Genomic DNA, 12330 nt, shown 5'->3' on the forward strand with positions numbered 1-12330 from the left:
GCCCTCAGGCTTCGTCGGTGCCGGCCCTAAGCTGCCGCCAGGTGCTGCCGACATGGGCGCGCAGCGCATCCGAAAGGCCCGCCCCGTCGCGCTGCGTCAGATAGTCGACGATATCGCCATGCTCGGCAATGGCGCGGCGCCACAGGGACGCATCCGCACTGCCGCGCCATCGATAGGCATAGACCTGCCGGTTCAGTTGGGCATGGCTGCGCGACAGTGCGCCGTTGCGTGCCGCCTCAACGATCGCGCGATGGATGGCCTGGTTGAGCCGAAAGTAGGACAGGCGGTCGCGGCGCTCATAGGCGGCAAGAAGCTCGTGATGCAGGGCACGGATTTCCATGATCTCGGCATCGCTCGCGCGGCTTGCGGCCAGCTCGCCGGCAAAACCCTCGAGCACCGACAAAAGATCGAGCTTGTCGGCAATCGCCGAGGGCGAGAACGGCGCGATGGTGGCTCCCCGCCTCGGCGACAGCACCACCAGTTCTTCCGCTGCCAGGATCTTCAGGGCGTCGCGCAGCGGCGTGCGCGACGCGCCGAGGCGTTCGGCCAACTGCCGCTCCCGCAGGGGCGTTCCGACGGCAAATTCTTCCGTGACGATCATGTCGCGAAGCCGATCGGCAAGACGCTCGGCCAGCGTTTCCGCGGCCGGCGCGTCTTCCACCACGGGCGGTCGCACGGCGTGCCAGGCCGGACCGGGTCGGTTGTCCGCCACAAGGGCATGCAGAGAATCTGGTTCCTGGTATTCCAACGCCATACCCTTTCATGAGCCGGAACGATCCCACGATACCTACAAATGCGCAATTTCGAAAATAGCTATTGACTGCGTTCATGCCGCCGGTCAGTTTGGTATACCAAATGAAGAGCCGGCAATACCGGCCGCGCGGGGAGGTTCCGCACCACGATACATCGCGTCCATCCCGTACGGCCGGCCCTTGCCGGCCGGCGGATCGGCGCCGCTACGACGAGGCCTGCCGTGAACGCCCATAGCCGCTTTTCCCGCGCTTCCCGCCCGATCGAGGTTGCCCTTGTGGGCGCCGGTGCCTTCGGACGCTCGTTGCTGGGCCAGGGCCGCCGCATGGCGCTGATGAATGTGCGTGTGGCCGTGGACGTGACGGCCGAGCGTGCCGCCGAAGCCTTTCGCGCCGTGGGCTGGGAAGAGGAGCGGATCCGCATCTGCGACAGCCGCGCCGCGGCGCAGGCCGCCTGGGAGGCCGGTCACTGCGTGGCAGCCGGCCGGCTTGCGGATGTCCTGTCCCTGCCCGTCGACATTGTCGTGGAGGCCAGCGGCCACGCCGAGGCCGGTGCGGCGCACGCTTTGGCAAGCCTGGATGCCGGCAAGCATGTGGGCCTTGTCACCAAGGAGACCGACTCGGTCGTCGGACCCTATCTCGCCTGGCACGCACGCGAGCTCGGACTTGTCTGCACACCGGTGGATGGGGATCAGCCCGCGCTGCTGATCGCCCTCGTCACCTGGGCGGAAACGCTGGGCCTGCCGATCCTGGCTGCCGGCAAATCCAGCGAATACGACTTCGTCTTCGACGCGGCCACGGGCAAGCTTTCCAGCGAAAGCCGTACGATGTCGGCGCCCGGCTTCGTCGACGCGATGGCGCTCGGCACCGGGCCTGCGGCAGAGCTCGCCTCACGGCGCGCAGGCCTTGCCCATGCGCTGCCGCAGCTTGCCGTACCGGACCTCTGCGAACTCGCGGTCGTTGCCAATGCGACCGGGCTGACGCCGGACCGGCCGGCCTTCCACGCCCCCATCGCCCGCATCGCCGAAGTGCCGAGCCTGTTCGACACCGATGCGATGGGAGGCCTTCTGTCCGGCGAGCGCCGGATCGACGTCTTCAACTGCCTGCGCACGCCGCAGGACATCTCCTTTGCGGGGGGCGTCTTCGTGGTGGTGCGCTGCGAGGATGCCGAAACCTGGGCCGTGCTGGCGCAGAAGGGCCATACGGTCAGCCGCAGCGGCGAGGCCGCCATGCTGTGGCTACCGCGGCATCTGCTGGGCCTCGAAGCGCCGATCAGCCTGCTCGACGCCGTGGTCAACGGCGTCTCGGTCGCCGGCGAGCCGAGGCCGGTGGTCGACCTTGTGGGCCGGACCAGCCGCAGGCTGGAGGCGGGCACCCTTCTGGAGGCCGAAGGCCATCATCACACGATCGACGGTGTCGGCCCCGAACTGGTGGAGGCCCGGCCGCTCGCGGCCGATCGTGCCCTGCCCTACTATCTTCTGTCGGGTCGGCGCCTGACGCGGGACATCCCCGCCGGCGCCCAGATAACCATGGCGGACGTGACCCTGGACGAAACGGCTCCGCTTCTGGCGCTGCGCCGCCGTCAGGATGCGCACTTCTTTACAACCGAGGCTCGCGCCCCGGCGCAACAGACGGTCTGACCCGTCCGAACGGGCAATCGCCGACAACAATCATAACGGAGGAAAACACCCAATGGCATCTATCAACCGCCTGATCGGACTGGCCCTCGCCACGGCGACCATGCTGGCGACGCCGGCCCTCGCTCAGGACTGGCAGCCGCGCAAGCCCGTCGAATTCGTCGTCGCCTCGGGCGCCGGCGGCGGCACCGACCAGTTCGCCCGCATCATCCAGTCCATCATCCAGAAAAACGATCTCATGCCGGTGTCGATCGTCGTCAGCAACAAGGGCGGCGGCGCGGGTACGGAAGCCTTCGTCGACGGCAAGCTTGCCGGAAACGACCCGCACAAGCTGGTCTTCGGGACCAACAACGAGTGGCTGCTGCCCATGGTCACCAAGGCCGCCTACGCGCCCGGCGATCTGCAGCCCGTGGCGGCGATGGCGATGGACGAGTTCCTCCTGTGGACGCACACCAATGCGCCCTATGAAAGCGCCGCCGACTTCGTGGCGAAGGCCAAGGAAGGCAACATGAAGGTGGGCGGTTCGCAGTCCAAGGATACCGACCAGATCCTGTCCAAGCATCTGGAACATGCGACCGGCACCAAGTTCACCTACATCCCCTTCAAGTCCGGCGGCGAGGCAGCCACGCAGCTTGCCGGCGCGCATCTGGAGGCGAATTTCAACAATCCGCAGGAGAACGTCGCCCAATGGCGCGGCGGCATGGTGCGCCCCCTCTGCGTCTTCTCTCCGGAGCGCATGGACTACAAGGAAAAGGTCACGGACACGATGTCCTGGAACGACATCCCCACCTGCAAGGAAGAGGGGATCGCCGTCGAGGACTACAAGATGCCGCGCACCATCTGGATGAACGCGGAAGTGCCGCAGGAAGCGGTCGCCTACTATGCCGACGTCCTGTCGAAGGTGCGCGAGGCGCCGGAGTGGAAGGAATGGCTGACGCGCACCTCGCAGACCGACAGTTTCCTGACGGGCGAGGGATTCACGAAGCTCGTCGAAACGGAAAAGGCCAAGGCCCGGCAGCTTTTCGAACGCGAAGGCTGGCTCGTCACCAACTGAGGCATCCCCGGAGCCGGGGCGCCATGCGCCCCGGCTTCGCCGCGCCCCCCTAGCCTCGGCAGGACTTTTGGACGCAGCGTTGATCCACAGGCCCGGCTTGGGGATTTTGTCCGCAGTCGGTATTGTTGTGACACGCGTTCAGCATGGCCTCGACGATCCAGTCGCGCAGCCTGCGGCTCGGAGCGCCAAGGACGATGGCCAGTTCCACGTCCTGGCCGGTGCGGCGCGCGAAGACCAGATTGTGGATGGTTCCTCCGAGCGACCCCGTCTTCAGCCCGATCGCGCCATCGAGCCTGGGCAGGAGGCTGTTGGTGTTCGGGTACAGCCTCCCCTTCCATGCAAAACTTCGACGGCCGCAAAGCCCGACGATGCCGGGATGCTGCGCGATCAGATGACGCGCCAGGCACAGGACGTCGACGGCGGTGGTGCGCTGATCACTCCCGAGCCCGCTTGGGGACGCGAATACCGTTTCCGTCATGCCGACCGCCCGGGCCCGTTCGTTCAGCGCATGTGTGAAGGCCGCGCGCGTTCCGCTGTGCCATTCCGCAAGGGCGTTGCTGGCCTCATTGGCGCTCACGACCGCGCAGGCCGACATAAGGGTTCGGATATCGACCTCTTCGCCGGGCTCGAACCCCCACCAGCTATCCGTCTGTCGGGCATCGTCGGGTATGGCTATGCATTCCGACCCGTTCATGCCGCGTTCGCGCAGCCGCTCCGCGGCTAGTATCAGCGTCATGAGCTTGGTGATGGATGCCGGCTTATGGATACGCTCGCACTCGGTTGAAAACAGCAACGCCCCTTCCTGCATGCTGTAGCGAACCGCGCTGACACCCTTCGGCAGCAGGGCGGCCAACCCCGGAGCGCTGCATCGATCGTCCTTCAGCCAGGCCACCAGGGAGTGCAGCCGCGTGCTGTTGGAACCCTTTACCAGAACCGTATCACCGTCCCGCAGCTCCAGCCCCAGCCGCAGCTTGAGCTCGTCCATATCCCGAAGATGCGCCCCGCGCCGGTCCGGCGACAATTCCTCCCAGAAGGCACGGTACCGCGCTCCCAGGGCATAGACCTTGTCTATCGCCCGACTATTCACGGCATCGGCGAGCTCCGTATGCAGCCGGTCCGCGTCCATTCCAAGCTCGGCCATCTCCCCGATGACCGCGATGCGCCGCCCCGGCGCCATCTCTTGATGCAACCGTTCCAGCGCGGCAGCCATCGAGCCTGGGTTGGCATTGTACGCATCGTCGATGAGCCGGATCCGCTTGCCCTGGATGGTCACGTCCAGGCTCTGCCCACGCCCCGCCAGCGGTACGGCCGTTGCGAGCTTCTCCGTCGCCATCTCGATCTTGAGGCCGCCGAGCGCATGCACCGCAGCCAGGACTGCCAGGCTGTTCAGCGCCATATGGCGTCCCGGCACGCCGAGGCGATAGCGGACCTCGCCGGCCGGCGTTTGCGCCACTACTTCCGAGTTTTCCGGGCAATAGCCCAGAAGCCGGATATCGCAGCCCGGACCTTCGCCGAAATGGAGGATACGCAATTCGGCCGCCTGCGCGGCCAGGAAGACCGTCTTCCACTCGTGCATGTCCCGGTTCAGGATGGCGACGGAGCCCGGCTTCATGCCTTCGAAGATCTGCGCCTTGACCCGGGCGATGTCGGCCAGCGTATGCGTGCCGCCCAGATGGACGGGGAAGATGTTCGTCACGATCGCAAGATCGGGCCGGACGATCTGCGCGCTCTGGCGCATGCGGCCGATGGCAACCTCCAGAACGGCAAAGTCGCAATCCTGCGCAAATCCGGCAAGGTTCCAGCTGATGCCCCGCGTCAGGTTGCCCGTCACATCGGAACGCTCGGTATGGCCGAAGGCCGAGAGCGTATGCGCCAGCATGGCGACCGTGCTCGTCTTGCCGGAACTTCCAGTGATCGCGATCACCTTGCCGGCCAACCGCGACCGCGCGGCGCGCCCGATGGCGAAGATCGCCTTGTCCGTATCCATGACCCTCAGGACCGGGACGCCATGGGCGACGATATGTTTCGCCTGGCTGGAAGCAATCAGCGCAGCCGGCTTCCCGGCAAGCCCGGCAATGGCGTTCGAGGTCAGGCCCCGCTCGCCCGGGCGCGAACGCGCCACGACGATCTGGCCCGGCCTGAAGGTAGAGGAATGGATGCACAGGCCGTGGCCGACGAAGGACGCATCGGGAGGCGTGACCCATGTCCCGCCGGTTGCGGCCGCCAGTTCCTCAGGCCGCCACCCTGCGCCGAGGCCAGCGGGCGGCGCGGATCGTTGCGGCCGCGACGCATGCGCAACCTGGCGCCCGGAGCGCAGGAACGCGGCATAGGCGACGAGGCCGGACAAATAATGCTCGACATCGTCGATGCGCACGCGAAAGGCGTGGTGGCGGATGAAGAAGCTTCCGTCGATCCTGTCCGGGTTCTGAAAGAACATCGCCATCTCGGGCCAGAAATGGCCGTTCAGTAGATGCCCCGCCCGCTTTTCCAGGGCATCGTAAAAGGCTCGAAGGTCGATACGCGCCAGGAGATCGCGGTTGTCGGGATCCTCCGCAAGCCGCGCGACCATCTTTTCCGCGGCCATCATGAGTTCCAGAAGGGTCGGAAATGTCGTGCTGCGTTCGGCGACGAAATCGAGATAGCCGGCGACATTGCGTATGCCGAACTCGAAATAGGCGCGACGGGGGCGGTATGTGGTCAGGGCATTGACGGCATAGGACAGCCAGTGATCGTGCGCGCGCCAGTGCTCGGCTGCGATGAAATGGCCGAACGCCTTTTCGACCGCGTCGATCCAGCAGTCCGACCGGGTCAGCGCGTACAGGCGCATCAGGCCGAACGCGGCTTCCCCATCGTAGTAGATGATGCGGAACCTCTCTTTCACGGCAAGGTCGGGGTAGGTCAGAACGTGGCGGAACGCCCCGCTTGCCTCGTCCTGCATGAAGAGGACGCCGCGCCCGAGCCGCTCGAGCAGCGGCATATGGATGTCGGTCCGGAAGACCTCCGCATGCTTGGTCAGGGCCAGGAGGCAGACCGCATTGCCGCCAAGCTTGATCTCGCCATCCGGCTCCACAAGGAAGGCCAGATCCTGCCCCTGATGGCGCACCGGCCGGATGAGTTCGCGCGTCAGGTAATCGACGGCCCTCTCTATGGCCGCGCCAAGGGCCGGGTCGCGCGTTTCCTCGAACGCCTCGATCATGGCGTAGACGCTGCTGGCATGGCGCAGGCAGTTATAGGCGTTGATCGCCCGGTCGAAGCAGGGATGCCAGCCATAGACGAACCTGCCCGACGGCATGACCTGGCCGGCAAGGTAGCGGCTGCCACGGGCAACGAGTGCCTCGACCTGTCCTGCAGCGCGATGATCCACCACCCGCCTGCCCGCATTGCGGCCCGAACCCGCAATATCGTGGATCTGCGGATCGTCGCGGTCGCAGAAGATTCCGCTCGTGGAGAAATAGTAGACGGTCGCCGCATCCTCGACGGCCAGTCCGGGCAGCCCGCGGGCAAGCCGGGCGTACCTTGCGAAGTTCTTCTCGTTCAGGACGGCATGGTCGATGGCGGCGCCGCCATAGAGCATCGCGTTGGCGTTCAGCTCTGTCTCCAGAAAGGCGATCCGGAAGCCCTTGTCCAGGGAGATGCCGTAGCGGAAGTAGTTCCGTTTGGTCTGTGCCAGCCAGGATTTCAGCTCGCTCCACTGGATCTCACCGACCGTCTCCACCCAGTCCACGCGCAGCCAGCGGGGATCCTCCATCAGCGCGACAGCCTCTTCCACCGCGGCGAATGCGGCGTCGAAGCTGGCGGCGGCGATCGGTGTCGTCGTCGCGCGCTGTGCGCCTTCGCTGACGGAAAGGAACAGGACGTAGCGCGGAAACGGATCGCGCAGGGGTTTGATCCTCTCCTGGATACGCAGGCGCATGGCATTCAGCCGGGCGCCGAGATCTCCCTTCATCGGTAACCCTCCTCACCGCTCCCGAAGCGCTTCGCGCGCCCGGTTGAATGGCTTCATCAGATAATCCATCACGGTCTTCTCGCCGGTGTGGATGTCGACCGTCGCGACCATGCCGGGCACGATGGGAAAGCGCGTTCCGGCCGTGCTGACGAGCGCGTCCTCCGCCGTCCGGATATAGACGCGGTAGTAGTATTCGCCGGGCTTGGCCTCGTCCTGAATCGTGTCCGGCGATATGGTGTGAACCTGCCCTTCGAGCCCGCCGAAGATCGCGTAGTCGTAGGCCGTCAGCTTGACGTTGGCGCGCTGGCCGGGATGGATGTAGGCGATATCGCGCGGCAGGATGCGCGCTTCCACGAGAAGCTGGTCGTCCAGCGGGACGATCGTCATCAGATTGCCGTTGGGGGATACCACACCCCCGATCGTCGATACCTCGATGTCCTTGACGATGCCGCGCACCGGAGAGCGGATCGTCATGCGCTTCAAGGCGTCCTCCCGGCCCCGCATCACCGACGACAGGGAGGTGAACTCCGCGTTCACCTTGGCGAGCTCTTCGCGCGCGGAGACGATGTAGTCGGCGCGGACCTCCGTTTCCTTGAGCTGCAGTTCCACAAGCTGCCGCTTCAGGCGGATCACCTCGACATTGCTGGCCGCCCCCCGCGCGGTCAGCGCCTCGCTGATCGACAATTCGTCCTGGACGAGGGTCTTGGACTCGGTGATCCAGTTCAGCATGTCCGACAGGCTCTTGCGGCGTGCCTCGAAGAGCTGCAACTCGGAGGCCCGCAACTCGGGAAAGTCGTCCAGTTCCACTGAAAATTGCGGCCTGTCGTTCTGGCTGACTTCGGCCTGCAGGCGTGCGGCGCTTGCCAAGGCTGCACGGTACTTGGCGGCGCTTTCCTCGATGGTCGACTGGGTCACCGTCGGGTCGAGCTGGGCAAGGATCTGGCCGGGCTCGACGATATCGTCCTGACGCACGGCCAGCATGGCCAGCACGCCACCTTCCAGCGACTGGACCACCTGTTCCCGGGAGGTCGGCACGATTTTGCCGACGCCCGTCGACACCTCGTCAAGGACGGCAAGACAGGCCCAGACGACGAAGACGCAAAGAAAGACCAGAACCAGCCGCACCAGCCCTTTCGTCCGCGTCAGAAGTTGCCTGCGGCTGCCGCCATTGACCCAGATTCCGAATTCATCCGCGACGCTCATCTCCGCAGGCCCTCCGCCACGGCCTCGGGACCGACGACCTTGCTCATGCCCACGAGCTTGCGGAGCCCCTTCTCCTTGGTGTCGTCCAGCGCCACCTGGCCGTTCTCGACCACGACCAGGCGGTCGACGAGTTCGAGTACCCGCATCCGGTGCGTGGCGATGACGACGGTGCGCCCGGCGCTCCAGGCATCGAACTCCTTGATGAAATGACGTTCGGTTGCCTCGTCCATGGCCGCCGTCGGCTCGTCGAGCAGGACGATCGACGGATCGCGGATAAGCTGTCGCGCCAACAGGATGAGCTGCTTTTGTCCGCCGGACAGGCCATGCCCGCCTTCCTGCACGACATGGTCCAGCCCCTTGCCCAGCCGTCGAACGAAATTTTGCGCACCCAGCATCGCAAGTACCTTCGCGATCGCTGCGTCATCGGCCGTCGGTGCGCCCATCGTGATGTTGTCGCGCAGGGTGCCGAAAAAGAGACGCGCATTCTGCGTCACCAGCGCGACGTCCCGCCGGACATCCGCGGGGTCGATATGATGCAGGGCCAGATCGTCCAGGAGAATCTCCCCGTCGCTGGGGTCCAGAAGCCCGGACAACGCCAGGAGCAGCGTCGATTTACCGGCGCCGTTGCGCCCCAGGACGGCGATCCGCTCGCCCTTGCCGATCGCCATGTCCTTCACGGTCAGGACGGTCGGCGCAGCCTCGTCGCCGTAGCGGAAGACAGCCCGCTTCAAGCGGTATCGCCCCTCGACGCGCGGACGGTGAATGCGCGTCTCGGCCTCGGGATGATCCACCGGCATCTGCATCAGCTGGTCGAGACCCGCCTTGGCGATGCGCGCCTGCTGCCACCGGCCCGCCAGTTGCGAAAGCTGGCCCATGGGCGCCAGCATGCGCGAGCCCAGAATGGATGCGCCGACAAGCGCGCCCGTGGTCAGGTCGCCTGCGATGACCATCGGCGCGCCGATGAAGACCGTCATCGCGTAGACGCCCGTCTGCACGTTCTGCGTCCAGATGTTCAGGCCGTTGGTGATGGACCGGAGCCGTAGCTGAGCCTCCCCCGTGACCGCGTTGAGCTGGTTCCACTGACGCTGGAAGCGGCCCTCGGCCTGCAGGCTTTTGATGTCCTCGATCCCCTGCACCGCTTCCACCAGCATGGCATTGCGCAGCGACGCCTCGCGCATGGCCTCGTTCGCATAGGTGCGCAGCCGCCGCTGCAGCAGAAGACCCGGCAGCACGAGCACGATCAGCGCGCCGATCGGGATCAGGACGAGTGGCCCGACCAGCCACCAGTAGATCACCGCGAACAGGAAGAAGAAGGGCAGATCAGCCAGCGCGGTCACCGTGGTGGAGGTGAGCATCTCGCGGACCTGATCGACATCGCGAAGCTGCGCGATGAAGGCGCCGGTCGAGGTCGGACGGGCACGGTTGCGCACGCGCAGCGCCCGCCCGAAGACGACGTCCGACATCTGCAGGTCCGCCTGCTTGCCGAGTATGTCGGTGATGCCGAGACGCGCCCTGCGCATCAGGAAATCGAACCCGATCGCCAGAAGGACGCCGCTGAACAGCACGTATAGCGTGTTGAACGACTGCGCCGGAACCACACGGTCATAGACCTGCATCGAGAAGAGAATGCCGGCAAGTCCGAGCGCGTTGGCTATGAGCGAGGCGATCAGGACGTGGCCGTAGGAGGCCGGATCGCGCAGGATGATCCGTCTCAGCCAGTTCTTCCGGAACGGTTTGATATAGGCATCGACGCGCGCGTCCGGCACGGCCCGCGCGGGCCTGAACAGGACCAGCCTTCGGGTTCTGGCCAGAAGCGTATCGAGCGCGAAGCGCCCTTCCAGCGCGTGGTCTGCGCACAGCCACGCCCCCGCTTCGCCGTCCGCAGCCAGGCTGTGGACCAGGGCGATGGCGCCGTCGTCGAGCTGCAGCACGAAAGGCAGATGCCAGTCCGACACGGTGATGGCAGCGGGATCGACATGCCGGGCCGTCAGGCCGAAAGCCTGCGCCAGCACGTCGATCCGGTCCTGTTCCGGCACATCGCCATGAGCATGCCAGGCCTGCATCGCACCCTGCGGCGACGACGGCAGGCGATAGTGGCGGCCGATGCGCTGGAGCGCGTCCAGCCAGCGGGCACAGGCCCGTTCGCTTGCATCCGCCGCGGCGCCATCCGTTTGCGATAGGGGGGCTCCCGATCCGTCCATGGGGGCGATCACCCTCCCCTGGCCGCGGCACGAAGCCGGCTCGGGTCGACGGCGAAACGCTGGCGCATCAGCCCCGAACTGTAGAGGCAGTCCAGGTTGAGGCGGCGGATATCATGGGTCGTCGTCGCCATCTGGAAGCGGGCTTCGTGAAGCTCCTGCTCGGCGTTCAGAAGATCGAGGAGCGTGCGCGTCCCGAGCGACAGATATTGTTCGCGGTAGAGATCGCGCGTCGTCGCCATCATATCGGAGCGCGCGGCCAAAGCATTCGACAGGCTGTTCAGCGTGCCGATCCGGCTGCCGGCTTCCTGCAACGCGCGCTGCGTTTCAAGCCGTGCCGCCCGCATGGACGCATCCGCCGAATCCTTCGCATGGGCGGCCGCCCGCCGGCGCGCGCTTGTGCGTCCCCCGTTGTAGAGGCTGGACGATGCCTTCACGCCGACGAAATAATCGAGATCCTGGTTGTCGTCCTGCAGCGCGTCGTCACGCGAGTAGAGGTGGTAGGCGCTGGTCGCCTGAAGCGAAATGGTGGGGTAGAACTCCGCCTGGCTGCCGTCCAACTGTGCGCTCGCCACCTCCTTGCGCGCACCGGCCTCCAGAATGGCAGGCACTTTCGTCCAGTCCGGCTGGCGCACGCTGCAGGACTGCATGAACCAGGACGGAACGGTATCCACCGGATCCACTTCGGCGGCGTTGGCGCCGACCATCGCCGCCAGGGCGGCGCGCCATCGGTCATACTCCGACTCGTTCTGGAACAGGGTGGCCTCGGCGGACTGGACGCGGGCGTCGGCCTGCACCCGGTCGGACATGGTGCTTGCCCCGCTGTCGGTCCGGTCCTGCACCAGCGCCGCAATCGTCCGGACGCCGTCCAGTTGCTCCTGCGACAACCGGGTCAGCATGCGATACCGCTGAACCTCGATAACGGCACCGGCCGCATCGCGTGCCAGCATGTCGATGATACCGAGAAGCTGCGCCTCGCTGACCTTCTCGCCCGCAACCTCGCTTTGCACCGAACTCGACGCCTTGCCGAAGTCGTAGAGGAGTTGCTCGACCGTAACCTCGAACCGTGGCTGCCAGCCCCGGCTGCCGGTGTTCTGATAACCGGAATTCACGCCCGCATCGATGCTGGGGTAATAGGCTGCCTGGGCGCTGCGGATACGCTCGTCCGCCTCGCGGACCCGCCCGATTCCTTCGTCGACGGCCGGGTGATAGGCCACGACGCGGTCGACCGCCCCCTCCAGCGTCATGCCCCGCACGGACGACGCCCCGGGGGATCGGCCCGTCGTCCGTGGTGCTGTCGCTGTGGAACGGGCACCAGCCGGCACCGCCGGCGCCTGCTTCGACCCGTCATGGGAAACGACGCCGAACCCCAGCGGATCCGCCGGCGTCTGGCATCCCGCAAGGGCGACCATCATGATGATGGAAACGCCCAACTGCCAGGCACGGTCGATTGGAATCATGAACCTGCCGTTCTCTCGGTCCGCCCCGAGTTGCAACTTGTCCATCGTCCGCCGCCGATCGGCGGCGGACGTCGTTATCGGAG

At 66.0% G+C, this 12330-nt stretch carries 7 protein-coding genes; 2 read left to right on the top strand and 5 right to left on the bottom strand.

Annotated features, from left to right (window positions below):
• Window positions 1–4 precede the first annotated feature (4 nt).
• A complete protein-coding gene (locus AUL31_RS10700; RefSeq protein ID WP_244489377.1) occupies window positions 5–712 on the bottom strand; it encodes a GntR family transcriptional regulator in 708 nt (235 codons plus the stop codon).
• A gap of 261 nt (window positions 713–973) precedes the next feature.
• Between AUL31_RS10700 and AUL31_RS10705 the strand changes: the two genes are divergently transcribed.
• Window positions 974–2389, top strand: coding sequence for a hypothetical protein (locus AUL31_RS10705; protein WP_060605812.1), 1416 nt, complete (start codon window positions 974–976; stop codon window positions 2387–2389).
• A gap of 61 nt (window positions 2390–2450) precedes the next feature.
• Window positions 2451–3440, top strand: a complete 990-nt coding sequence (locus AUL31_RS10710; RefSeq protein ID WP_409359962.1) for a Bug family tripartite tricarboxylate transporter substrate binding protein — start codon at window positions 2451–2453, stop codon at window positions 3438–3440.
• Between the two features lie 49 nt (window positions 3441–3489).
• On the opposite strand, the gene AUL31_RS10715 is transcribed toward AUL31_RS10710, so the two are convergent.
• The 4 genes from AUL31_RS10715 to AUL31_RS10730 are packed head-to-tail and all read right to left on the bottom strand — an operon-like array spanning window position 3490 to window position 12247.
• Entirely contained in the window at window positions 3490–7386 is a 3897-nt protein-coding gene (locus AUL31_RS10715) for a Mur ligase family protein (protein ID WP_073469111.1), read from the bottom strand.
• Between the two features lie 12 nt (window positions 7387–7398).
• Window positions 7399–8589 (bottom strand): HlyD family type I secretion periplasmic adaptor subunit, encoded by a 1191-nt coding sequence (locus AUL31_RS10720; protein WP_060605814.1) that lies wholly within the window; start codon window positions 8587–8589, stop codon window positions 7399–7401.
• Complete coding sequence (locus AUL31_RS10725; protein ID WP_060605817.1) at window positions 8586–10790, bottom strand: type I secretion system permease/ATPase; 2205 nt, start codon at window positions 10788–10790, stop codon at window positions 8586–8588. Before AUL31_RS10725 ends, AUL31_RS10720 begins: the two co-directional genes overlap by 4 nt.
• A gap of 8 nt (window positions 10791–10798) precedes the next feature.
• Window positions 10799–12247: a TolC family protein gene (locus tag AUL31_RS10730; protein ID WP_244489378.1), complete on the bottom strand. Its 1449-nt coding sequence runs from the start codon at window positions 12245–12247 to the stop codon at window positions 10799–10801.
• Between the last annotated feature and the right edge of the window lie 83 nt (window positions 12248–12330).

This window comes from Aureimonas altamirensis, assembly GCF_001463885.1.
Taxonomy (GTDB): domain Bacteria; phylum Pseudomonadota; class Alphaproteobacteria; order Rhizobiales; family Rhizobiaceae; genus Aureimonas; species Aureimonas altamirensis.